24 protein-coding genes are annotated in these 24923 nt (G+C 44.0%); 15 read left to right on the top strand and 9 right to left on the bottom strand.

Annotated elements, in window-relative coordinates:
* Positions 1-101: 101 nt before the first annotated feature.
* On the bottom strand, positions 102-1025 hold the full coding sequence (locus K1M91_RS08630) for an AraC family transcriptional regulator (RefSeq protein WP_232801342.1): 924 nt from the start codon (positions 1023-1025) through the stop codon (positions 102-104).
* A 21-nt stretch (positions 1026-1046) separates the two neighbouring features.
* Here K1M91_RS08630 and K1M91_RS08625 point away from each other — a divergent pair, with 21 nt between their 5' ends.
* The 3 genes from K1M91_RS08625 to K1M91_RS08615 all read left to right on the top strand — a co-directional run bounded on the left by K1M91_RS08625 (position 1047) and on the right by K1M91_RS08615 (position 3355).
* Entirely contained in the window at positions 1047-1478 is a 432-nt protein-coding gene (locus K1M91_RS08625) for a lipocalin-like domain-containing protein (protein ID WP_232801341.1), read from the top strand.
* A 45-nt stretch (positions 1479-1523) separates the two neighbouring features.
* The gene (locus K1M91_RS08620; protein WP_232801340.1) at positions 1524-2714 is read left to right on the top strand and encodes a potassium/proton antiporter; all 1191 of its coding nucleotides are present in this window, start codon (positions 1524-1526) and stop codon (positions 2712-2714) included.
* A gap of 155 nt (positions 2715-2869) precedes the next feature.
* A complete protein-coding gene (locus K1M91_RS08615; protein ID WP_232801339.1) occupies positions 2870-3355 on the top strand; it encodes a hypothetical protein in 486 nt (161 codons plus the stop codon).
* 58 nt (positions 3356-3413) lie between these two features.
* Here the strand turns inward: K1M91_RS08615 and K1M91_RS08610 are convergent, their stop codons facing one another.
* Entirely contained in the window at positions 3414-3977 is a 564-nt protein-coding gene (locus K1M91_RS08610) for a hypothetical protein (RefSeq protein WP_232801338.1), read from the bottom strand.
* Between the two features lie 428 nt (positions 3978-4405).
* On the opposite strand from K1M91_RS08610, the gene K1M91_RS08605 reads away from it, so the two are divergent.
* The 6 genes from K1M91_RS08605 (at position 4406) to fhuB (ending at position 12270) form a co-directional block, all read left to right on the top strand.
* The gene (locus K1M91_RS08605; protein WP_232801337.1) at positions 4406-5371 is read left to right on the top strand and encodes an AraC family transcriptional regulator; all 966 of its coding nucleotides are present in this window, start codon (positions 4406-4408) and stop codon (positions 5369-5371) included.
* 100 nt (positions 5372-5471) lie between these two features.
* The gene (locus K1M91_RS08600; protein ID WP_232801336.1) at positions 5472-7646 is read left to right on the top strand and encodes a TonB-dependent siderophore receptor; all 2175 of its coding nucleotides are present in this window, start codon (positions 5472-5474) and stop codon (positions 7644-7646) included.
* Between the two features lie 76 nt (positions 7647-7722).
* Positions 7723-8529 carry a siderophore ferric iron reductase gene (locus K1M91_RS08595; protein ID WP_232801335.1) on the top strand — a complete coding sequence of 269 codons (807 nt, stop codon included), beginning with the start codon at positions 7723-7725 and terminating at the stop codon, positions 8527-8529.
* A 32-nt stretch (positions 8530-8561) separates the two neighbouring features.
* Positions 8562-9329, top strand: coding sequence for an ABC transporter ATP-binding protein (locus tag K1M91_RS08590; protein WP_232801334.1), 768 nt, complete (start codon positions 8562-8564; stop codon positions 9327-9329).
* Positions 9323-10288, top strand: coding sequence for an iron-siderophore ABC transporter substrate-binding protein (locus tag K1M91_RS08585; protein WP_232801333.1), 966 nt, complete (start codon positions 9323-9325; stop codon positions 10286-10288). The genes K1M91_RS08590 and K1M91_RS08585 overlap by 7 nt, the downstream gene beginning before the upstream one ends.
* Entirely contained in the window at positions 10285-12270 is a 1986-nt protein-coding gene (gene fhuB, locus K1M91_RS08580) for a Fe(3+)-hydroxamate ABC transporter permease FhuB (protein WP_232801332.1), read from the top strand. Before K1M91_RS08585 ends, fhuB begins: the two co-directional genes overlap by 4 nt.
* 66 nt (positions 12271-12336) lie before the next feature.
* On the opposite strand, the gene K1M91_RS08575 is transcribed toward fhuB, so the two are convergent.
* The 3 genes from K1M91_RS08575 to K1M91_RS08565 all read right to left on the bottom strand — a co-directional run bounded on the left by K1M91_RS08575 (position 12337) and on the right by K1M91_RS08565 (position 14481).
* Positions 12337-12960 carry a flavin reductase family protein gene (locus tag K1M91_RS08575; protein ID WP_232801331.1) on the bottom strand — a complete coding sequence of 208 codons (624 nt, stop codon included), beginning with the start codon at positions 12958-12960 and terminating at the stop codon, positions 12337-12339.
* 269 nt (positions 12961-13229) lie between these two features.
* Entirely contained in the window at positions 13230-13628 is a 399-nt protein-coding gene (locus K1M91_RS08570; protein ID WP_232801330.1) for a VOC family protein, read from the bottom strand.
* 46 nt (positions 13629-13674) lie between these two features.
* Positions 13675-14481 carry a helix-turn-helix domain-containing protein gene (locus K1M91_RS08565; RefSeq protein WP_232801329.1) on the bottom strand — a complete coding sequence of 269 codons (807 nt, stop codon included), beginning with the start codon at positions 14479-14481 and terminating at the stop codon, positions 13675-13677.
* A gap of 477 nt (positions 14482-14958) precedes the next feature.
* Between K1M91_RS08565 and K1M91_RS08560 the strand changes: the two genes are divergently transcribed.
* The gene (locus tag K1M91_RS08560) at positions 14959-15780 is read left to right on the top strand and encodes an AraC family transcriptional regulator (RefSeq protein ID WP_232801328.1); all 822 of its coding nucleotides are present in this window, start codon (positions 14959-14961) and stop codon (positions 15778-15780) included.
* Positions 15781-15895: 115 nt separating this feature from the next.
* Complete coding sequence (locus K1M91_RS08555) at positions 15896-16477, top strand: GNAT family protein (protein ID WP_232801327.1); 582 nt, start codon at positions 15896-15898, stop codon at positions 16475-16477.
* Positions 16478-16585: 108 nt separating this feature from the next.
* Here K1M91_RS08555 and rlmJ read toward each other — a convergent pair whose 3' ends face one another.
* On the bottom strand, positions 16586-17428 hold the full coding sequence (gene rlmJ / locus K1M91_RS08550) for a 23S rRNA (adenine(2030)-N(6))-methyltransferase RlmJ (protein ID WP_232801326.1): 843 nt from the start codon (positions 17426-17428) through the stop codon (positions 16586-16588).
* Between the two features lie 492 nt (positions 17429-17920).
* On the opposite strand from rlmJ, the gene K1M91_RS08545 reads away from it, so the two are divergent.
* The 4 genes from K1M91_RS08545 (at position 17921) to K1M91_RS08530 (ending at position 20157) form a co-directional block, all read left to right on the top strand.
* Positions 17921-18421, top strand: a complete 501-nt coding sequence (locus K1M91_RS08545) for an ankyrin repeat domain-containing protein (RefSeq protein ID WP_232801325.1) — start codon at positions 17921-17923, stop codon at positions 18419-18421.
* Between the two features lie 122 nt (positions 18422-18543).
* Entirely contained in the window at positions 18544-18966 is a 423-nt protein-coding gene (locus tag K1M91_RS08540; RefSeq protein ID WP_232801324.1) for a hypothetical protein, read from the top strand.
* Between the two features lie 530 nt (positions 18967-19496).
* The gene (locus tag K1M91_RS08535) at positions 19497-19709 is read left to right on the top strand and encodes a hypothetical protein (protein ID WP_232801323.1); all 213 of its coding nucleotides are present in this window, start codon (positions 19497-19499) and stop codon (positions 19707-19709) included.
* 55 nt (positions 19710-19764) lie between these two features.
* Complete coding sequence (locus K1M91_RS08530) at positions 19765-20157, top strand: hypothetical protein (protein ID WP_232801322.1); 393 nt, start codon at positions 19765-19767, stop codon at positions 20155-20157.
* A 126-nt stretch (positions 20158-20283) separates the two neighbouring features.
* On the opposite strand, the gene K1M91_RS08525 is transcribed toward K1M91_RS08530, so the two are convergent.
* From K1M91_RS08525 to K1M91_RS08515, 3 genes are all read right to left on the bottom strand, one after another.
* On the bottom strand, positions 20284-20778 hold the full coding sequence (locus K1M91_RS08525; protein ID WP_232801321.1) for a hypothetical protein: 495 nt from the start codon (positions 20776-20778) through the stop codon (positions 20284-20286).
* Positions 20779-20958: 180 nt separating this feature from the next.
* Positions 20959-22770, bottom strand: a complete 1812-nt coding sequence (locus tag K1M91_RS08520; protein WP_232801320.1) for a M3 family oligoendopeptidase — start codon at positions 22768-22770, stop codon at positions 20959-20961.
* A 193-nt stretch (positions 22771-22963) separates the two neighbouring features.
* Entirely contained in the window at positions 22964-24880 is a 1917-nt protein-coding gene (locus tag K1M91_RS08515) for a methyl-accepting chemotaxis protein (RefSeq protein WP_232801319.1), read from the bottom strand.
* Positions 24881-24923: the final 43 nt, after the last annotated feature.

Here is a 24923-nt window from a genome sequence, read left to right as displayed (position 1 = left end):
TTGTCAAAAACTACGGTGTATTTGTCTGAAAGTACATTGATTAACAAAATTTAAACATAGTCACTAATTTAAAATTAACATTATATTTTGACATTTGTTAGCTAGCTGGGACTATATTGTTTTTTATACTGCGAAGGAGAGATACCCAAAGCACGTGTAAAGCGGTGAGTGAAAGAACTTTGACTTGAAAAACCGACCAGTTCGGATATTTGGCTTAAATTTAAGTGACCTTGGTTAATGAGTTTTTTGGCTAAATCAATACGTTTGTTCAATACGTATTGATGAGGTGTAATCCCCATTTGTTCTTTAAACATGAGATGAAACTGGCTTTCACCTAAGAACACACTGCCCGCTAATTGAGCAATGGAAATTTTATGACTAAGGTGTTGATTTATGTAACGGTCAAGGGTTTCTAAGTCAAAGCGCGACTCTTTTTTCCCGGTTTGAAATGCACTGATGTGGCGTTGTAATAAAGCGATAACGGTATCGTTACAAGCGCGGCTGAGCAATAAGTCATCAGGGTTAGATTGCATTTCTTGCACTAACATTTGGATTAATTTTTGGATTTGCGCATCGAGCTGAAAATAAGTGTCACAGTGAGCTAATTGATTGATTTTTTGTAGCATTAAGGGATCGTGCCGTTGTGGTGTCGGCAAGTTTAAAACCAATATATCCGATTGGCAGGCAATGCCGGCAAATGCGTGGTCAGAGCATGCCACTACGACACAACCTTGCCCTGGACCAACGATATTACCACGGCCAGCCACTTCAAATTCTACTTGTCCTTTAAGGCCAATAACCACTTGTGTGTATTGGTGATCATGGCAATTTTTATAACTAGGTAGCGTTATAATTTCAGCAGGCCGAGGTAATGGAATAGGGTTAGTTAGTGATTTTGAATCGGGCATAGGCGAACCGTTAGGCATAAATGTTGTAGTGAGTATAACTAAAATACCGACAGGGCACAGTGATAGCGACAAATGTTCTCGACTCAAAGATAAATCAAATACATGATAACGGCTCATGACTATCAAGGAGTAACCAATATGTTGACCAAAGAAAATTTGATTGGCCGTTGGCAACTTATCGCTGCTGAAATGACCATTGCCGATAAAATGACGGATAGCTTTGATCCTAACCGTGAAATGATCAAACATTTTACGGAATCGGGTCATTTTTACTTTTATTCTAAAACTGCCGACCGCGTTCCATTTAGCGCAAGTGTGACAGATGAAGAGCGCTTAGCAGCGAGTAAAACCTTAGATACAGGTGGAGGACGCTTTACTTTAGAGGGCGAAACCTACACCGAGTGGGTTGAATTTTGTAGCTACCCCAATTATGAGGGCAAAGCCATTAGCTTCTCTCTCTCCTTGGACGGCGACACACTGACCCAGCAAGGCCCTTATCCACTGCGTATGCTTGGTTTTGCTGAGCAAGACGGTTACGTTAAGGAAGTGTATAAAAGAATTGAAAAGTAACCGATAATTAGACCTTTATTTAGGCTGAGATGGCGGGGAGGACACTTGTCGTTTGAAATGAGCATGATTGGAATTGCGTTGCTGGTGGTCATCGGCATTTTATTGCACCATCCATCCAAAACCCTAGGGATCCCTTCGCTATTAATTTTTATGGTAGTGGGCTTAGCTTTTGGTAACGGCGAATTTGACTTTACTTATGACAACATAGTGCTTAGCTCGTTGATTGGCGGCATGGCTTTGAATGTGATTGTATTTGTTGGTGGCCTAAACACGTCAACCAAAAGTATTAGGGTGGCTTGGCGTGAGGGGGGCACTTTGTCGAGTTTAGGGGTGTTGTTCACTACATTAATTTTTGCAGTGATCTTGTATTATTTGCTCGATTTCGATCTCTTAACTTGCTTATTATTTGCTGCAGTGGTTTCTTCAACTGATGCGGCTGCAGTATTTTCAATTCTTCAATCTAAGCAATTAAAGCTAAAAGAAAATACTGATACCGTGTTGGAATTTGAGTCGGCAACTAACGACCCCGTGGCATTGTTAATGGTCATCCTATTAACGGACTTAATTGTGAATAGCACTGGCGTTAGCCCTAGCTTTGCCAGTATTGGTTTAATGTTAACCCAGCAAGTACTGGTCGGGGCGGGATTAGGTTTTGCGCTTGGCAAATCAGCCGTTTGGGTACTGAACAAAATAGAACTAGACGAAGTAGGATTGATCCCTGTTTATATCTTGGCCTGCTTTCTTATTGTTGTTTATAGCAATGAATTGTTGGGGGGCAATGTGCTAGTCGCGGTATATGTGGCTGGGGTCATTGTGGGTAATGAATTATTGCGGGGCCATGAAATCAGTAAACATTTTTATAACAGCCTCTCTTGGTTGGCGCAGTCGTTAATGTTTGTTGTATTAGGATTGCAAATATTCCCGCAAAACCTCGTTGAAGTATTCTGGCTGTCAGTTCTACCTGCAATTTTACTCATATTTGTTGCTAGACCCCTTGCGGTTCAGCTGTGCTATTTGCCTTTTGTTAACGCCAGTTGGAAAAAGCGTATATTTATCTCGGCGATTGGTTTAAAGGGGGCTACTCCGATAGTTTTTGCTCTGATCCCTGCAACCGCAGGCGTACCTGGTGCAATAGAAATGATGCACATGGTGTTTTTTATCGTGTTGTTCTCGGTCTTTATTCAAGGCGGGGCAATTGAACCATTGGCAAGGAAATTGGGTTTAGTCAAACAATAATCAGCTTACTTTCAGACCTGAATAAGGTTTATTAAAGCGCATTCGATGAGCTGTTTACGATATGGCTAAATGGCAATTTATCGCCACTTAGTTTAACTTTTAGCCGGGTTGGCCGATACTCTATGATAGGCTCACAACAGATGGGATAGCACGAGATGGCGATAAATCTTAATGCTAGTAAGAGTTATGACACTCGCGCAAGCACGGCGTTGACTAAGCAGGAAGAGCCGCTGCCAAAAGCTGATCTGCCAACACGTGAACTAGCGGGAGGTTTAGTCGCGCAGGGTGACAAAATTACCCTGTCAGATGAAGCGAAAGAGCGTTACGCTAATCAACAACAAGAGCATCTCGAACAACAAAAACAACAGGCCCTTGAACAAGCCAAAAACTTGTTACTTAATCGCGGAAAAGAAAGCGAGAGCACGAGCGGCTTGTCTCGGGAAGAGCAGTTTCGAGAAGCGCAAATAAAACAAATAAAAGAACAAATTAAAGAAGCGAAATCTGAGCTACAAAAATTAGCTTATAAACATACCGAAGCGGCGGATAAAAAACGTAGCATGCTGCATATGTCAGTGGTAATGATGACAGGGCAGTTACTAGAGCTGATGCGTAAAAAAATTGAAGACGCCCCCAGTGAATAGTACAGCATAGGCCTCATTACTCTTGGCTGGTATGAGTAATGAGGTGGTAACAAGCATTTTACTGCCAGCTGAATGTTCCGTCATATTCACTGCAGTTTGTTACTGAATTAGCAGCATCAGAAATATAAATTTGCTGTGTCTCTGAAACATCATAGGTCAAATACTCAGAGCATTTCGCACTCTGTCCGTTGCCGACAACGACTTTTGTACCCGGCTTAAGAGTGCAGCGAACGAGTTTATCTAATGGCGACCATTGGTAGCATATTTCATAATTTGAGCGGTAAGTCGATACTTTCCCATTGGGTTTATCAAACGCCCACCATTGGCCAAATTGGCTGTTTGGATTGGTACTATTCCACGCTCTAAATATCACGACCTCAGCAGCCTGACGGCTTTTGTAAACTTGTCCTTGGCACAACTTACCTTGTTCTGGTTCGCCTAGTGCACTCTCTAACAGAGCTTGATCTTCAATCGCTTCAAAATTGGCGGCAATATTTGTAGGTAAGGCGACACTTCCTTTACATTCTGTCGGTGGATGAGTGGATGTGCTTTCTTGGCTAGGCGTCAAGCTTGAACACCCGGTTAAACTCATAAACAACAAACTTGGTAATAGGATTCTCATTCAATACTCCGATGTTTAATAACATTTTTAGCTTATGAGGCTTGTTTCATTCTGCGATAGGTGTTTGCAATGTTAGGTTGCAAAACACTTACCTAACTAAAGCCCAGATGGTTAACATTCATAATCATCTAACTTTATTGACATAATTAACGATAGCTTCAGGTCAAAGTCAATGTAAACCTTACGTGTTTAACACCAGCCAGCTCATCTATACCCAATCAACTTGAAGATGCTGAAATCAAGCATCTCCAGGTTGATTGGGTATATCACTCTGCAATGCCGTTTTTGTGTCGGTACTATGCTGTGGTTGACTGATGTCACAGAGGCGGGATCGGCCATAATGGAACTTGTTAATGATAATAAGTATCGTTTTTACTTTTTTTTGTGGCAAAATACGCTTCTGCTTAGTTAATGGTTTGTTCAAATAGATGTCTAAAATAGCTCCCATCGTCACTGACCGTCCGCCTTTATCTCGCATCATTCGCGTTCTGGAATATATACATCAGCACTTGGATGAGCCTTTATCAGTTGAACAATTGGCGGCAAAAAGTTGTTGGTCTCGTTGGCAGTTGCAACGGGTTTTTTTACACGAAACGGGTTTTTCTGTAGCCAACTATGTCCGTGAAATTAAGCTTAGTCGAGCTGCCGAACTATTGGTGGCGACGGAATTACGCATGATAGACATTGCTTTGCTGCTGGGTTTTGGTTCTGAAATGAGCTTCAGTCGAGCGTTTAAGAATATGTTTGACTTAAGTCCAAGGGCCTATAAAAAAAGGGGGGTGTTAACTGGGCTAAGAAAACCATTAGAAGTGACAAAAGTGCATCACTTACCTAAAGGAGGGAAGCGCTTAACCCAAGTGCGAATTGAAACGCGAGCAGGATTTCATTTCATTGGCATTGACGTTGAGATCAGTGGGGTATTATCGCCACAGCCTAACTTCCAACAGCGCGTGCCTTTAGTGTGGCAACAATTTCATCATTCATTGGCAGATGTGAAAGACGCATGGCCATTTAAGCCAACTTATCTTGATGCGATGCTAGGAGTCATTGATACGACGCAAGTTAACCTTGCTGGCGGCAACCTTCGTTATTGGGCAGCACTTGGTCATTCTATGAGTTCAGCTGACATGTCTGCTATCGCCCAGATTATCACGCCGTTTAAAACCAAATATGTACCGGAACAAACGTATGCGGTGGTGACACATAGAGGCCCAATAAGGCAGTTAGCGGCGACTATTGAGTGGTTTTTATTAAATTGGCTACCGGAATCAGGCTATCGGGGCTTAGACGGTTATGAATTAGAAGTATATCCCGTCAAATATGATGGATCCGCTGAGCAGGCTTGCATGGAATATTGGCTGCCTGTGATGGCGAAAGGAGAGTCTCTAGGATAAATGTCGCAACATGCCCCAAATTGTTAACTTTTATTGGCGAATCTATATAGAATGCAAATGATATCTATTACCATTTATTCTAGTTGTTTAGAGGATGCACATGCCATTTCCCATCATTTATAAACGTACTGCCTTGGCGAGTATGATATCGACAATTTTGTATCAACCGCTAGTTTATGCTGAGCAGGGGACGACTAACAATGCCACAGGGGAGTCAGCTGAAGAGGTGCAAACCATGACGGTATTGGGTCAGGCCTACCGGAACACGGCAACAAAAACATCTCTAGACGTGTACGAAACGCCACAGGCTATTTCGGTCATTGATGCTGACATGTTAGAGCAGCGAGATGTTAGCTCAGTAGCAGAAGCATTACGCTATGTGCCGGGGGTTAATACAGAGTTACGTGGCGGCGCAGTGACCAGACTTGATTTATTTAATATTCGTGGTTTTGATAATTACCAAAACTTCTATGATGGCTTGCCTTTGATGTATAACGGCTGGAATTTACAGCCGCAGATCGATCCTGTGATGCTTGAGCAAATTGAAATATTCAAAGGCCCAACGTCTGTTTTGTATGGTAGTACGCCGCCTGGCGGCATGGTTAACATGATCGCTAAGTCGCCGCAACGTGAGGCGAAACACGGTATTAGTGTTAAGACAGGCAGTTATCAACGTAAAGAGTTGATGTTTGATAGTACGGGTCAAATTGCGCAAAGTAATTTAGCTTATCGCGTGGTGGGGCTAGTACGGCAAAAAGAGGGTCAAGCCGACACTTCAGAAGAAGAGCGCTGGGTATTCGCGCCATCATTAGATTGGCAGATGAGCGATAGCACTTTACTCAATGTGAACATGTATTACCAAAACGATCCCAGTGCTGGCATCTATACCACAGTACCTGCTGCAGGCTCGGTAAAGCCACATCCGATGGGAAACCTGTCGCCTAGTACCTTCTTGGGTGATGAGAATTGGAATACCTACGAGCGAGAAGTTTTATTGCTAGGGTATAAGTTACTGCATGATTTAAATGACAATTGGCAGTTTTTACAAAATACGCGCTACATGGATGCAAGTGCTTATCAAGAAAATATGTACAACAATCCCGCAGGTTTAGCCCTAGACCAAAGTACGATTGGGCGTCATGCCTATTTAACCGATGAAACCTCAAATAGTTTAGCCATTGATAACCAACTATCTGGTCGTATTGCGGTTGGAGAGATGGAGCATCATCTGTTGCTGGGTATTGATTACCAAGCATTGTCTTCCGATGTTATCTACAAAGATACCAGTGATGGCTACAGCTTGATGGTGGATGTGTTTCAGCCAAATCACCAGGCCATTGACCGCGATTCTTTAACCTTTAATTATGGTTCAGATGTAAAGCTGGAAACGCGCCAATTAGGCTTTTACGCACAAGACCAAATGCGTTTTAATCAGTGGGTTGTTATTGCTGGCGTTCGTTATGACAAGTTCACATCTGAGACAAAATCTAACTCGGTTTACAGCGGTAATGCAAGCTCAAGTCGTGACAAAGTTGACCAAGATAACCTCTCTTTCCGAGTGGGGGGATTGTATGAATTTAATAACGGCTTCGCCCCTTATATTAGTTATGCCGAAAGTTTCGAGCCAGTTTCAGGTATTGATAAAGCGGGTAGTGGGTTTGATCCAACGACCGGGCACCAGTGGGAAGCCGGGCTGAAATATAGCGATGAGAGTTTAGCGCACACAGCAAATTTGGCCGTATTTCATATCACCAAAGAGGATTCGCTGGTATCTGACCCGAATAATATTTACGGGCCGAAGATGCAATCCGGTGAGATTGTGTCAAAAGGCGTTGAATTTGAGAGCCAACATGAGCTGACCGATAACCTTGGGATCGCGTTTAATTATACTTGGATTGACATGGAGATCACCAAAGATACCACTGGTCTCCAAGGTAAAACACCGGTTTGGGTACCAGAACAAACAGCCTCTTTGTGGGCGAATTACCAATTCTATCAAGGTGCGTTAAGTGGCACGCAAATTGGTACGGGTCTGCGCTATGTCGGGGAAACGCAAATGGACTCGATGAACACCGACACAGTACCGAGTTATACCTTGGTCGATTTAACTTTGTCGTATGATCTGGCCAATGTCAGTACTTCGCTGGCTGGAGCGAAAGCTTCGTTAGCGGCGACTAATTTGTTAAACAAAGAATATTACTCTTGTTATGACCAAGCAAACTGCTGGTTTGGCGAAGAGCGTAGTGTTGAAGCGAGCGTGAGCCTGACATTTTAATGGTAAATAGTGTCCCTGACGCCAATGGTTATTGGCGTTTTAATTTGTGTTCCACTAGCGATGTGGTGAGTAAAGTATGACGAGTCAGCCAAAGGCTCTCTCCCGAGTAAATTCGACCGTTGCCAGTGACAGTCACGATCCTGCTCATGCTGCGTTAATTGCGCTAGCGGAGCAAATTGCCCCCCTAATGCAGGGCAGTTGCGGCGGTGAGCAACCGTTATTACGTGCTGTTTCGGCGACTGACGAGAAGAAGCAGGATACATCGGGGGCTTTGCTTTCGCAGCTTTATGGCTATTGGCAGCAACAACACCCAGAGGCAGGGCCGTTATACTGGTTAACGCGAAGTTGGACAATGTTAAGCTGGCAACCTATTTACTTGTCCTTGTTGAGTGTTTACGGCATCCAAGCCGTGCCCGAGTTACGCGCCTTAAGCCAAACCTTGCACCTTGAACAAGGCTTAGTGGCTGGTTTTTCCATCGCGAATGCCTCTGTATATCGAGGGGATCAGGCCATGTTGATCCGTAACGCTACGAATGAGTTATGGCAATTGTTGTCGCAATTACAGCAGCAATTTGACCAACAGATCCGTTTAAGGCCGGGGTTGATTAAATCCTTATTAGCCGATGATCTCGTTGCGAGTGCGTTAAGAATGCAGCACTTACGGGATGATTTGAGCCATAGCGAGCTAATGGATCAGATCGCTTGTTGGCAGAATGAGCTAAAGTTGCCGGCAACGCCGCCAACTGCTTTTTTTGTTGATCAAGCCACTCAAATGCTGGCATTCACGCGCAAAAGTTGCTGCATGCATTACCGGCGTAATGACGGTGATTATTGCGCCAATTGCCCGAAAGCTAATAAGGTATCGCGCTGTTTACCCACTTGAATTACTTGTATTGAAAAGAAGACGATCAGCCAATGTTCCAACTAAACCAAGTTAATGTTCGACGTGATGGACGAGACATTTTGTCTTTGCCTGAATTAACGATCGCCACGGATAAATTAACCGTTATTTTGGGCCACAATGGCTCAGGAAAATCGACATTGGTCAATATATTAGCCGGGCAATTAAAACCAGACTCTGGCCAAGTGTTACTCAATAACCAAGCTTTAGTGCACTTGTCAGCGCGAGCACTGGCGCAACAGGTGGCGTATTTACCTCAGCGTTTACCCGCGGCGTCCGGTTTAACCGTGGCAGAGTTAGTAAAATTGGGGCGTTTTCCTTGGTTAGGAACCTTCGGTCGATTTCGCAAACGCGATCAAGACATCATGAACCAAGCCATGGCCGACACCGACATATTGGCTTTCAAGCAGGTATTGGCCGATCAGCTCTCAGGTGGCGAGCGACAGCGGGCGTGGATTGCCATGCTATTGGCGCAGCAGTCGCCCGTTCTGGTACTTGATGAGCCAACTTCGGCGCTGGATGTGGGGCATCAATATCAACTGTTAGCGTTATTACAGCGGCTTAATCGCAGCACAGGCAAAGGGGTTGTCATTATTTTACATGATATTAATTTAGCATTGCGTTATGCCGATGCCGTGATCGCGTTAAAGCAAGGTAAAGTTGTGTTTCAAGGAGACCATTCAAGCTTACTTAACGAAGCGCAGTTGTCTGACTTATACCAAGCCAATATCCAACTTATTAATCACCCGACAAAAGATAAAAAGGTCGCTGTTGTATGCTAATTAAATACCTTGCACCTATTGACTGGCTTAAGTCAAAAAACAAGTTTACTCAATCTATTACGCTTGCCACTTTAGTGTTTTGTTTACTTTTTTCTTGGTCAATTAAGGCTGAAATTTGGGTTGAAGACAGTGATGGAAAGCACTCTTTTACCAGCCATCCTGTGCGTGTCGCCGCGTTAAATTGGGACATTGCGGAGCAAGTGATTGAACTTGGCGTAACACCGATTGCGATGCCCGATCTTACAGGTTATGAACAGTGGGTGGTGACGCCAGCCATACCCGAAGGCGTTGAAGATATAGGCGCTCGGATAGAGCCCAATATTGAAAAATTAATGGCATTAAAGCCCGATGTTATCTTGATTGCCGCACCGCAAAAAGATTTGGCGTCGCGACTTGAAAAAATTGCCCCCGTTTTATTTTACCAAACTTACAGTGAGTCTCATGATAACGCTGCCGCGGCTGTTGATAACTTTCGAAAAATAGCGCAACTGCTTGATAAAACCGCGCTGGCAGAGCAAAAATTGCAGGCGATGGAAGCGCGCTTGGATGAACTTAGATCAGCATTGCTAACGGCTTATGATGGCAACTTACCACAAGTGAAAGCCATTCGCTTTGCCAGTGTTAACTCGGTTTATGTATATGGCGAAAACTCTATTCCTCAGTATGCCTTGAGTAAATTGGGGGTGGTGGAATCAGAGGTGCAGCCAAGAACACAATGGGGCATCGCGCAAAAGCGGATCACTGCATTACAGCAATTTTCTCAGCATACTGTGCTGTATTTTGAGCCCTTTGAATACCGTGACAAGTTAGCGGAATCTAGAGTTTGGCAAGCCATGCCATTTGTACAACAGCAGCGCTTTAACCGGGTAGCAGCAACATGGAGCTATGGTGGTGCGATGTCTATCTTGTATAACGCCGAAGCATTAAGTCAAAGTTTATTGGAGCTTGCTCCCCGTTGATAATACGTTACACCATGACGCTGGTGGCCTTGTGCGTCATTTCTTTTCTCCACCTGCAGCTAGGTGGTATGGCCAGTGATACCTCTTTTAATGGTCATGTTCTGACATTGTTCGAACAAAGCGCACTTTTGTTTGGTACACCTGCTGAATCGTTTACCGAAATTAACTATTACTACGTGCAGTTACCGCGTTGGTTGATGGGGCTAATTGTCGGTGCAATGTTAGGTTTGGTTGGTAGCTTAATGCAGCAGCTAACACAAAACCCGTTAATGTCGCCCTTGACCTTGGGCACGGCGTCTGGCGCTTGGCTTGCGTTGGTGATTATCAATGTCTTTTTCCCAAGTTGGGTGGGAGAGTACAGTGCCATAGCGGCATTAATGGGGTCGGTTTTAACGTTGCTGTTGGTGCTGGCAATAGTGGGAATTCGTAATGTGAGTGGCCTGCCGATTGTATTGGCGGGCATGACGGTGAACATTTTATTGGGCGCGATAGCCAGCGCGATTATTTTACTTAATGATCAGTACGCGAAAAATTTATTTATTTGGGGCGCTGGCGATTTAGGGCAAAATGGTTGGTCTTGGCTACAGTGGTTATTGCCTAAAATTACCGTTGCCCTGGCTATCTTGTTGTTTGCCCCGCGTTTGCTAACGGTGCTTAAACTCGGCCAGCAAGGCGCAACTGCGCGTGGCGTAAGTGTGGTGCCAATGTTTCTTGGCTTTATTGCGATTGGTTTATGGCTCGTCGCGAGTGTGATCACCGCGGTTGGCGTTATTAGCTTTATTGGTTTATTAGCGCCCAATGTTGCGCGAATATTAGGTGCTCGCACCGCAAGAGATGAGCTTTGGTTTAGCTTAATACTGGGCGCGATATTACTCTGTGCTACCGATAGTTTGGCTCTCTGGGTAGGAGCTTACAGTGTCGACATTATTCCTAGTGGCACCGCGACCGCGATGATTGGTGCACCTGCATTAATTTGGATTGCTCGGCATCATTTTAGAGCGCAAGACAGTTTATCGATTAGCTTACCAGGCGGGCGCGCGCATTTGGGGCGTTATACGGGTTGGTTGTTAGGCGCATGCTTGGTGCTGGCAACATTGTTATATACCTTGTTTAGCTACAGTGGCAATGGCGTTTCATTGCTCTTGCCAAATGAATTTGTCTGGTCGGTTCGTTGGCCGCGAATGGTCACCACCTTAGCCGCTGGAGCAGGGTTAGCCATCGCGGGAGCAATGTTGCAACGCTTAGTGTACAACCCTTTAGCCAGCCCTGACTTATTGGGGATCAGTGCCGGTGCCACATTTACTTTAGTGGGCAGTAGTTTATTGTTTGGTGTCTCCATTCATGAATCCGGGCCATTGGTGGCATTCAGTGGCAGCATGCTGGTGCTGGCTTTGTTGCTACTCTTGGGCAAAAAGCACCAGTATGCGCCGTCAATGCTGATACTAACGGGCATTTCATTAACCGCCATGATTGAAGCATTGGTGCATTTTGCGCTAACACGCGGTGGTGAAGACGAATACGTTATTTTAACCTGGCTATCTGGCTCAGCCTATCGAGCGCAAGGCTCACACGCATTAATGTTACTTGCTGTGGTGCTGGTGTTAGCTGGATTGAGCATAAGCGCATCGCGCTGGCTTACGTTGATTTCTGTTGGACGAAGCTTTGCCACTGCTCGAGGGTTAAATGTAAGTTGGGCTTATGTCTTACTGTTGAGCTGTGTCGCCATGTTATGTGCGATTGTCACCACGACGATGGGACCCGTGGCATTTGTGGGTTTACTGGCTCCGCACATGGCCATCATGCTGGGTGCTAAACAAGTTAAGCCGCAACTAGTAGTTGCTGCATTATTGGGAGCATTATTAATGCTAACCGCAGATTGGCTAGGACAAATTGTTGTTTATCCGGGACAAATATCTGCCGGTATTTTGGTCTCGATAATCGGCGGTGGCTATTTTATTTTCCTATTAATGCGCAGTCGCTGATGTGAATGCTGTTTGGCATGATCAGCGATGGCGCATTTTACTCGTTAATATTTAAAAGTTAATCGGCTATTTAGGTCGCTCTGATTTAAATACACTGGCTAAATTTGCGTATTCTGCGCCGCCTAAACGGGCAAGGGGATCCAGTGCGAGGGCATCTATTTTATGGCGGCCATCTTCGCTAAGAGTGGCCACTTGCGGATCAAGATAAGCGCGTGTCACTTCCACAAACATCAGCTTCATTGGCAACTCGCCCATTTCTACTACCTTGTGTAGTTTACACGCGAAAGCAATTTTACATTGCTCAATACGCGGCAAACTTGAACCAGTGAATTCCACCAGATTAAGGTGGGTTAAGTTGGCTAGTTGTAACTCAGACTCATCGTTTGGCAATGAAGAGGCTGATTCGGTTACCACCGCGGCCAAGCTGGTATCGGCAATGTGGATCACTAACTCTTGGTTTAACTCCACATTGGTGGCGGAGTCTTTATATTCGCCAGTAGGTTTTTTACCCACGGCATACATCAAAATAGCGGGGTTTGAGCTAATGGCGGTGAAGTACGAAAATGGCGCTAAATTAAGCGTATCTTGAGCATTTTTCGACAACACCCAAGCTATCGGGCGCGGCACAATGGTTTGAGTTAAAGTGTGATAAATCTGATTTGGCGAAAGCTTAGCAAAGTCTAAAATCATAACCTTCTCAGTGAGTTAATTGTTCATCGCATTAGTCTAGGCGATTTAGGCGCGCGAGTCAGCAATGGCTTTATACTCCGCTGGAAATGTGGGAGTGATCAAGTCCCATGCTGAGTTAACGTATTCTATTTACATATCAGAGGTAAAATCGATTGGCTGCTTGGCTAACGCGGTAACGACCGAACATAATTTGCTCTGCAAACGGCTGAATTAAGTATAAATGTCGGCTTCGCGACACTTATACTTATGGATATGGATTTTTGAGCTGACTAATTGCCTGAAGCTTCTAAATGCTGAACGACATCAATTCGAAAACCGCTTGGGTCTTGTAGCATAAAATGTACTTGTCCCCAAGCTTCTTCTTTTAGCGCCATCGCAATCGTCAAATCCATTTTTTGTGCTTCGGCATATGCCTGAGCGGCATCTTTAACCTCTAGCGATATCACGTATCCCTCAGGGGACATCAGTGGCCGCAGAAACTCAGGTTGAGTTGCATGCTCCGGCCTTAAGAATCCAAGCTGGACGCCTGAGCTTGGTGATACCAAATGCAAGTAAAAGTCAGCGTCAAAAAACACAGCATTAAATCCAAACACAGATTCATAGAACGTTTTCACCGCTTCCAAGTTTGTCGTTACCATCACAGGGAACATCGCTTCAATTTCAATCATCTTACTTACTCTCTTTAACTGTTGATTAAGTGCAATACATTATTCTTCAATCAACAGAGAAGTGATTGTATAAAACGGACATCTTTAAAAACTGAGTAGGAGTTACCCCAGACAAACGTTTAAACTCGCGAATGAAATGCGGTTGGTCGTAAAAATGATCTAGGTATGCTTGGTTACACGCCAGTGTATTCATCCCTTTGAGAGTGCTCTGAAATTTCATTACCTTGCCAAAGTCTTTAGGAAGCAGTCCAAGGTGTTGCTTGGTTAACCTTCTTAGCTGGCGTGCAGACACGCCAAACTCAGCACACTGGCTATCTGATAGATCAAGGTGGGAGCTAACATTTTTGTAACAGTATCTGATGTAGCGCGCCAGACGAACATCAACATCGGCAAACTTGACTGCAGACAGCATGACTTTCGACAGGTTATTGCAACATTCGTCAAAGCACTTTGAATTTTCAAGGGACCCAAATACCGAACAAACAATCGCAGTGGGTAATAAGTCTGCCGCCTTTACACTACCTGCCATTCCCCACTCTCCTAATGGGATAGCAATCAGGCCACGATGGCCGAGAATTCGAAAACGAATGCCAAAAAAGGACGCCGGCCCGTCGATATGAAACAAGGTAGATGAGAGAAACGGTGGAACAAGAAAGTTATCGCTGGCGCTGTTTAGATTAATTATCCAATCTACACAGTTATCTGGCACGCTATGATATAAAAATTGACCTTTAGCTACTTTTAGCTGCCAGTATGATTGCACCCAACGATTTAATGGGGGGAGCGGTTGCCGCGTTATATACGCGCGATCATCAGCGACAGCGCCTTGCATTGGGTTATAATCTAACAACATTTTAAGATTGATTTACTAAACATAAGCTTTGTTAACCACTCGTTTTCTATTCGTATGGTGTGGTGCATAAAACCCGGCCTATCCTTCATCAATTTTACTGTTGCACAATAACGCCAACAATATTTGCTCATATTTTATTAAGATAAGTTCTCCCAATGAAAAATCAAGCGCGATATCATTTCATCATTACGGAGACAGAATAAGTAACCCGAGTTCTGGGTAAGCAAAATAGTATATTCCCCTGCAAAAACGCGGTAAATATGTCCCTATACGCTTTGCGTTTTCATCCCTGAAAAAGAAATTTTGCAGTAAAAATATACTTTATCCATTCGTAATAGGTTTAAGCAAAACTGAGGTTAAGTAACAGAGGGGTAAGCGTTAATTGATTGACTCTTGATGGTCGATGTATCTAATCAACGTGAAACATGCATCTTCAAGTAGATTGGGTATATACTGATACGTCGTTAAGGGAGCCTCATGATTACTTGGAAACATCAAATTGAGTCGATTAAACACCTTGTTGATTGGGTTTGGTACCTAGAGGTAAAGCAGGGCGAGTCGATAGCGTTTATGCCCCAGTTGATACCGAATGTGAACGCACATTACATTATCACGCCTTCAACTCAAACTTATGATTACCAGAACAAAGCGAGTCACTTTGTCGGGACCGGCTCCCATCTTATTACACCCAGTACACAAACCCTTATCTTAAATGATGACGCTCCATTAACTCGGTTGGGTATTCGATTTACACCAACGGCGCTATATCAGCTGCAACAGCAAGAGTCGGGAGTGATTGACCAATGTTTAGAGCTTGATTGGCTTGCTCATCTACTCTCGTCAAGTGATTACCAGTCACTGATTGTGGAGGGTGAAAAAGCGGCCATATTGGAGCGTGTAGAGCAAGATCTACAGCCGCTGATGAAATCGGTTCAAAGGGACAGGTCGGTTATTCTTGTTGAAAAAGCATTAGCCTTAATAGAGCAACATAATGGTTTATTTACCAGCGATAATTTGGCTCAACAGTGCTTTACAACAAAGCGAACGTTAGAGCGAGCGTTTAAGAAAACGGTAGGGATAGGCATTAAGCAGTATCAAAGCATCGTCAAGTTTGAAGCGCTGTTTATGCATTTGCATCAACAGCCAAATAAGGCCAATTGGGCTGAAATGGCAAGCCAGTTTGGTTTCAGCGATCAGCCTCATTTGATCAGGCAAATGAAGCAAGTTATTGGGGTGACACCATCAGGTTATTTGAATGCTCGAGACTTAGTGATTGATGCTTATGGTGATTTTGAGTAGGGCTGCTGTTATGTTGCGGGATAATTAGCCTTGCTGCAAATGTCGCAAATGTTCAATCCTCGACAACAATCGCCCATTATCCTTGGCCCATATTAAAAAGCCAAGGAAACAGCCAGTGTCTATATCACTATTCAAACAAGGTAAAGCCGTCCCGCTAAGTGACAAACTAACGATCAAGCTGATCACTCAAGACGATCTTAAAGACATCATTGCAATGTTGGATAACCCAAATGTAACTAAATATCTTTTTTTCGCACCCGCGCCAGTTGAATTATATGAAGGTTTTTTTAACCCGATCATCGAAAACGTACAACAAGCGATAGCAAAAGGCGAATGGCCTGAAAGTCCAACGGCTATCATTCGAGATCTCGATGGCGCTTATATGGGGATGGCAGGCTTACCTAAGGTTATGTTTATGCAAGGCAATTTTGAAGTGGGTTATCAACTTGCGGAGCATGCTTGGGGTCAAGGTATTGCGTCTTTAGTGTGTGCCTTTATGACCAAGCTTGCGTTTACAGAGCTAGGCGCCCATAAAGTAACCGCTGACTGCTACCTGAGTAATGTGGGCTCTTATAAAGTGATGGAAAAGTGTGGCTACACCTTAGAAGGAACACAAAAAAATTATTATAAAGTAGATACTGGCTTTGATGACCGAGTGTTATACGGCATAACAGATGCGCAGTTCAAGCAGCGCTAACCTGTTTGTGAAATGGCCTAACCAGCAGTTTTCATCGTCGATTTAATTTCCTCTGTCACCGCAACAGTAAGGCGCGTTGTTGGCAAACGCGCCAGTGCGACTAGTAAATTATTCCGGTACCAATTGCTCGCTGCGGAAAAAACCTTGTTGGTTGTCGCCAAGTAACTCAGCCAGCAGGGGCAAACAGGCGTCCATTTCCGCTTTTAGTTTCCATGGCGGGTTAATCACTATCATGCCGCTTGAGGTCATGCCGCGCTCAGTGGTATCTGGTTTAATCGCCAGTTCAAACAATTGAATGTTGCGAATACCACTGTTAATAAAGCCTTGCTCCATCTGCTTAATGCGATAACGCTCTACTACGGGATACCAAATGGCATAGACGCCCGTTGCAAAACGCTTATGAGCAGCAATTACAGTGCTCACCACTTTGTCGTAGTCAGATTTTATCTCATACGGCGGGTCAATTAACACAAAGCCGCGGCGCTCTTTAGGCGGTACTTTGGCAATTAAGCCTTTAAAGCCGTCGCCATGCTCAACCGCCGTGCGACGCTCACGAGGAAAGGTTTGTTTTAGTAATTCAATCTCAGTGGTGTGCAGCTCAAACAGGTTTAGTCTGTCGTGTTCACTCAGCACAGCTTTGGCAATGGATGGTGAGCCGGGGTAGTGGGCTAGTTCGCCGCCTTCGTTAAAGTCTTTGATTAGGTCAACGTAGTCTTGCAATGGCTCGGGTAAATTCCCTTGTTGCCAAAGTTTGGCAATGCCAGTGAGGTATTCTTGCGTTTTTTGTGCATGCTCAGAGTTAAGGGCATAACCGCCGGGGCCGCTGTGAGTGTCTAAATACAAATAGGGCTTAGGCTTGGCATTTAAATGACGAAAAATACGCAGCGCAACAAGGTGTTTTAGTACATCGGCAAAATTGCCAGCATGGTAGGAATGGCGATAGCTTAACAAGGGCACAACTCAAGCAATAAATAATAGCGCTATGATAACTTGAGTTGGGGGTGAGGTCTATTTGCAGACGGTAACTGACCTGTATTTTGTTGTTTAGCGGCAAAAGAATGATGAAACGGGTGGCCGTGACTTACCGTCTGTTTGATGTTTATTTATACAGGTGTAATGGAGTTTAGCTGGTTTTGCCAAATTTTGGTGCGGTAAATAAATAGTAAAAGTCTCGCTTTGTTCACACCTTGTTTCTAACACTTTGATATATAATCACAAAATGAATCAGCTGAATTCTTTATGGGGGCCAAATTTGATCTCGGTAAATACTAGGCTCCCTTTGTTTTCCCCTGTGTTGCTTGTTACGGTTAACAAAAGAGCATTTAACTGGCTGAATATTATTAATTTATTTTATGCGGAATGACGATTTTCGTGCGGTAACGTGCGGGATTTATACGGAATTCCGTATAATAAGCGTTATGAGTTTCGGTATGGAGATTTAGCATGGATTATACTTATGATTTTCGAGATTTAAGCAATGAGGATATTATTGAAATCATAGCCGAATTTGAAGATATTGACTTGCTCGATGACTCTGGTGATACCGTTCTTTTATGGGCTTGCAAAGAATACAATTTTGAGGTTCTTGAGTATTCGCTTAGTAAAAGAGCAAATGCAAACTTTATCAATGAGTGTGGTGAAGCTCCGCTTCATCAATTAATTGAAATGGGTGAGTATAAAGAAGAACTCGCAATCTCATTAATACAAAAACTGCTCGAATATGGAGCTGATATCGAGTTAAGAGCATATATGGACAAAACCCCATTTTTAAAAGCTTGCAGCCGCAATTCAATTAAGATTATTGAGTTTCTTGCTAATAACGGCGCTAATACTAAAGCCAATATCTCTGAATATGGAAAAATTCTAGACGGAAATTTTTTTGCAAATATTTTTGCTAATTCTCCAGATGTTAAGGAATGTATCAGAAATCTAGTCAACTCATAACAAGCCGTTCCAAAGGACTTTCAACACACCGCTCGGTTTAGGCTATACGCTGCGCGTATTTTAGCCTAAACTGTCGCTTGTGTTATCAAGCCTTTGAACTAGGCGTTAGCAGTAAGGTGTATATGGCTCGCATTCTAGTTATCTTATTGTTCCCAACTTTGTGCTTTGCAGGAGGGGATTACAGTGAAGTTAATATAAAGGAATTTGAAAGTAGCGTAGCTAGTGCGGATTTTACAATTGAATTTGTGAATGAACGTAAATTTTATGAAAGCTGTGACACACTAAAAGTCCACTTAAAGTATGAGAGAGTTCCTTGGTATTCTTGGTTACCATTTGTTCATTCTAGCCATCCAACCTCTAGCGATACGCAAAAATCGGTAGCATATTTGGAGGCGGCATTTGCAGATGATGAAACTGTAAACTTTGGTTACATGGGGTATGGCTTAAAACAAAGTGATAAGCCTTGTGAGTTTATTAGTAAAGGGCTTCGCTTAGATGGGATTGATGAATTTCATTATATTATGTCATTTCATGATCCCGTATAAATACTGCTAACAGATAAGAATAGGTGTCGTGAAGCCGACACCCCATGGCAAGTGATGGGACAGCCATCTTTTTTGCAGAGATTTGAGGACATCCATCACTTTTTGCACTAATTCACATCCTGAGCCATAGTTTAAAAACCACTTATTGAGCAGGATGTGGCCATGACTTTACCTCGCGGTCAGTTGGTCTGCCCTGAATCAACTCCGAAATTTGGTGGATGTCCCAACTTTCCCTGCCAGCTTTGCCACCAGCTTTCCTGTAAACCGATACCACAGTAGTATGGATGTGCGTTATTATAAATGTTTATTGAGTTTCATCCTGCTGGGTATGGTTACCTTAAGCGTACCTCGGTTAGAGGTTTGGGGAGGGGCCCAATGACTATCAAGGCGCGGCTATCAGACAATTTTTTTCGCTGCGCTTCAAACTAGCCGTAAATGTAGGCGTTACGTGGCAGTTTTAGCTAAGGGGTTTTGCTATCAAACAATCAGAAAATAAGCTGCAAGAGTTTTTGCTAGGGCAGTTTGCATCAATGTTATTTGCGCTGCCAACAACAGCATTACTTTGGCTTGCAACCAACAAGTATTTAACTTTTTGGGGACCTGAAAATGCATTTATAGGTAGCTTAGGTTTCTGGGTAATATTTGGTGTGTTTGCCTTTACCTCTTTATTTTATCCTCGCTTATTTCCATCGCTACTTGGTAAAGCGTGGAATGGCTTGATGAAAGCTGAAAAGTGGTTGTAGCTAGAACAGATAAGAGTAGGTGTCGCGAAGCCAAAGTGGGTATAAGAGAAGAAGAATGACAGGTGGTTACCAAACTGATATGACGAATTTATTTTGGGGTGGTGATGGTGGTTTACATACTACTCTTAATGATTTATTAAAATGGGATCAGCATTTTTACAGTCCAAGCTTAGGAAGGAATCCTGATAAATTAATTTCTTTATTGAATAAACCTAATAGTGAATTTTCTGCTTATGATGGCTTTGGCTTATATGCTAATGGGCAAGTAGTAACTAAAATAGATGGCTATGATGCCTATATGCATAGCGGGTCTTACTTAGGTGTTCAAACTATTTATATTCGGATTCCTGCTAAAAAACTATCGACGATAGTCCTATGTAATGATGCGGATAAAAGTGTATACCCTTACGCAAAAGATATTATTTCTTTATATTTGGATACTCATTAAAACGCACATAATAAACGACTATGGCGTCAACAACATATTTTTTACCTGATCTTATCCCACATAACACCGTATCTGGACATCTTATTCAGTGCCATGATCCAATTCTTCAGTAGGCGATGATCTCGCTTACCGACGATGTTGCCGCCAAGCAATGGCAAAAAACACCACCGCGCCAACTACGCCAGAGTATAAACAAAATTGGTGTAAAGCTTGGTGGCTGAGTAGGTTTAACAGTGGGTTGGTGAGGCTAACGGGGAAAAACGGCTCCACATCGTGATGCATGATGGCGTCGAGTACTACGTGGCTGGCACAGCCAATGGCGGCACTGAAAAAAGCGACGGGCCAGCTTATTTTTGTCGGCATAAATCGGTCTAGCTCGAGCCATCTCAAGCCCCATTCTGACAGATGTTTACCGCTGAGGGTCGCAACAACGGTGAGCAAGCTGGCGCCAACAAAGGTATGACTAAAACCATGTAAATGCCCCTCACCTGTGATCATCACTATCAAGGGTTGTAAGTCCATGATGATCTGCGCCCAGCCAAACACCATTAAGCTAAAGCTGCCTTGGAACAAGGCTTTAATGATTATTCCAGGGCCCATATGAAAGGGTGTAAAAGGCATAGATTGGCTCTCGTGATAAACTGGATTTATCAGTTAATTAGATTAAAATCAATGGACTATAGCATCAAAAGTGTATTGTGTTCTAGTTGAACCATGTTGCTTTTTGATGTTGTGTGCAACGAGGGGGGATTCCCAAGCAATTTAGGCCGAATATGCACCTTGTAATTGCTTGGGGGCAAATTAGCGTGCTAATTGCGCAGCAAATTGTTCGATGTCTTGTGCTATTAAGTCTAAGCTTTGCTGCCAAAAATCGGCTTGGCGAATATCCATGCCTAAATGTTTTTGCACTAGGTCTTCGGCGGTCATGGCGCCAGTATCGGCCAGTAGCGCCTTATAATCCGCGTAAAACTCATTGCCTTTGGCAGCACGCTGGGCATAAACCCCTTTGCTGAATAGGTAACCAAACAGGTAAGGGTAATTATAAAAACTCACCGAGCCAATGCTAAAGTGTAGTTTGCTGGCCCAAAACATCGGGTTGGTTTCGTCCATGGCATCGCCATACCAATCGGCCCAGGTATCAGACATTAGTTGGCTTAGCTGCGCTGGCGAAAGTTCACCTTGGCTGCGTTGAGTGTAAAAGGCCTGTTCAAATTCAAAGCGCACGGGAATGTTATTTAATAGGGCTAGTGCTGATTGTGCTTCTTCCCATAACATTTGTAATTTAGCCTGCTTATTAGTGGCTTGCTCCATTAATGCTGATCGCACTACGTTTTCGGCAAAAATAGAGGCGGTTTCTGCCAAGGTCATTGGGTAGTTTGCTAAAGTACGCGGTTGGTCCTTAAGCACCCAGTTATGAAACGCATGGCCGAGCTCGTGGGCGAGGGTGATCACATCTGACATGCTGTTGCCCCATGTCATAAACACTAATGGGGTACGACTATTTGCAAATTGGGTACAGTAAGCGCCCATGCGTTTATTCGGAGCAGGAGCGGCGTCGATTAATTGGTTTTCTACCATGTAGTCAACAAACTCGGCCATTTCTGGGTCGATCCCTGTAAAAGCTTGTTTAATGATGGTGATGGCTTGTTCGAAGCTGTATTGCTCTGCAATTTCACCTTCTGATGCGGGCATCGCGGCTTGCTCTTGCCAAGGTTTCAGGCAGGTTTGACCATAGCATTGCGCCATTAATTTACCCGCGCGTTGGCCTAAGGCACGATTGTTTTTCGTCACGCTGATCATGGTGTTTAAGGTTTGCGCTTCAATGCGGCTGTCAAACAAGGAGGGGTCTAAAAAATGCACTGGCGCTTGGCCTTTACTCACGGCAACGTCGCTGCGCTTGGCGTATTCCGTTAAGCGATCGCCTGCTAGCGCATTTAAGATGGCAGCAAAACTTTGTTGATGTTGCGTCATTGCTTGATTAATGGCGCGCCAAGCAGCTTCATGGCGCAGGGTATCGCTGCCATATAAAATGCTAGCGGCTTGGGATAAGCCCATGGTTTCTTGGCTGCCATCAGCCAGCGTTAAGGTAACTTGAATACTGCCGGTAAGGTTGTCGTATAAACGCGACCAGGCGTTGCGACCATTGACTTGCATGGCGCTCAGTAGCTGCTCTTCTTTCACCGTTAGGGAAGTTGCGCTTTTTAGGCGCTCGCGCTGATAGGTAAAGGCAAAATGAGCTAAGCTGCCTGTTTGCTCATTGCCTGCTAATACTTGTGCTAATTGCTCGTCACTACCGTGGATCAGTGCGTGTTGAATTGGGCTTAACTGTTGTTGCAGTCGTGAATATAAGCCGTCCATTTTAACGTCTAAGGCTTTGGCTGGTTCATTACTGGCATCCACAGAGGTAATACAGTTAGCAAAACTGGATAGGGTATGCAGTTTGACGCCGATAGCTTCAGCTTTTACTAAGGCTTGTTGTAGATGCTCAATCTTGGTTGGGTCTAACTGGGTTAAGCCTGCAATGCCTTGCTCAATATCAGCGATGTCGTGGTTGATCTGTGGATCAGTTAAGCCGTTGTAGGCTAGCGATAGGTTCCACGTTGGCGCAGTCATAAAGTACCTCTAATCAGATAAATAGAATTAGTTAATACTTGGATATGAACATAAAACCATCAGTACTGACAAGAAACTCGCCATAAAAACAAAAAGGCCAATATTACATTGGCCTTTGAGTCTCATAAGGTAGGCTTTTACACCGTTGAATTTAATGGTGATCCATTAGTTGAGAGTCTAAGCACCAAGATCACTAAACCTTAAAGGTTGCCACTAAGCTATCAAGGCGGTGAGACAACTCGGTTAGCTCTGAACTTGCCTGTGCAGCGGCTTGCGCTGTGTTCGCGGTGCGGTGAGTTATATCATTGATGTCATTCACATTGCGGTTGATATCTTCTACCACGGTTGATTGCTCTTCGGTGGCGGCGGCTACTTGCATGTTCATGTCACTGATCAGGGCGATACGTTCACTAATGCTGATCAGCGATTCACTGACGGCATCCACAGAGCTGACACCTTCATGAGAGCGACTCAAACTTAGTTCGGTGGCTTTAACGGCTTTGGCTGCCTCACTTTGGAGTTTGTCGATCATGGCTTGTACTTCGTCGGTGCTGGCGGCAGTGCGTGAAGCTAAGCTGCGTACTTCATCTGCTACTACCGCAAAGCCGCGACCAGCTTCTCCGGCACGGGCTGCTTCTATGGCGGCATTGAGAGCCAGCAAGTTAGTTTGTTCAGAAATTGCTCGGATCACGTCTAAAATAGTACCAATTGATTTTGTGTGGTGAGCGAGAGATTCAATCACTTCACCGACTTCAGATACATCGTTGGATAAGTTGTTAATTGTTCCTCGTGCCTGATCCGAGAGTTTTTGACCATCATTTGCTTGGTTGTCAGCATCTTTGGCTTCAATGGCCGCGTTTGCTGCATTGCTGGCGATCTCATTAACAGTAGCGCCCATTTCATTAATCGCAGTGGCAACCATCACGGTACGGTCTTTTTGTAATTCGCTGTCATTTAAGGTTTGCTGGGCTTGGCTAGCAACGTCACTGGCGGAGCTATTCAATAACTTACTGGTGCTGGCCACTTCAATCATTGATTGTTGAATTTTTTCGATAAAGCTATTAAAGCCACTAGCCAGTTGGGCAATTTCATCATTACCATTAACGGGTAAGCGCTGGCGCAAATCACCGCCACCGGCGCCAATGTCTTGTAGCATGTTAGCTACTTGCGCGATGGGCTTGCTGACTGAGTTGGCTAATACTGCTGCTAGTGCAATAAATACAGCAGCAATCAACAAGGTCCAGATCAGGATTTGATAGGCTGATTGATCGAGCATGGCAAATATTTCATTTGCAGGTACATAAGCAACTAAATACCAATCCATGGCTGGAATGTAGCTGCTTGCTACCAACATATCGACGCCGTTCACTTGCGTTTCAATAATGTTGAAATCATCTGGGCTCAATAAACTTTGCGTGTTGGCGTTAGGATAAATTTGGGCAAGGCTTTGTCCGCTACTTTGACCACCTTGATAATGAATTTGCACGTCGCCTTTAGCATTAACTAAGAATACTCGACCTGATTGCTCAATAGTGAAGCGTTGCAGTAAATTCACCATATCATCAAGGGATTTAGCTAAGCCGACTAAGGCTCGACCATTTGGCTGTTGGTAGTTAATAAATAATTTTACTTCGCCGTTAGCCTCGGTAAAGACATTGAGCATGCGCTCTTCACCACTGTCGCGATAATCATAAAACCAGCTATCTTGCTGTTTGTCTAATAAGCGTAAAAAACCTGACTGAGTGTAATAAGCACCTGTTTCTTTATCGGCATAGGAGGTTTGCACTAGATCATATTGCTGTTTCAATACCGCTAGCTGCTGGATCACCAATGGTGTTTGTTCTTCTGGGCGACCATTGTTGAGCCAAGCTTGCAAAAATGGATCGTTTGCTAATTGCTCAGCAGCATTCATTAATCCGCTAATTTCATGATCAACTTGATCGCGAATTTGCTTGGTAATACTGGGCATTTCTGAGTTAAGCATACGTTGTTGTACGACTTCTTTAGCACTCCTTTGACTGAGGAGGCCAACGAGGGCGGTGGACAGTAAAATAGCAATGACGACTGTCATTAATATTTTTTGTTTGATGCTAACATTGTTCAATTTCATATAGGTGCCCTAAACAAGCAGAAAATTCATAGAAGAGTATAAT

Origin of the sequence: Motilimonas sp. E26 (assembly GCF_021278025.1) — a bacterium.
Lineage (GTDB): Bacteria > Pseudomonadota > Gammaproteobacteria > Enterobacterales > CBDFNC01 > Motilimonas.
The sequence above is the reverse complement of the archived record's forward strand: the minus strand, read 5'-3'. Positions and strand labels throughout refer to the sequence as shown.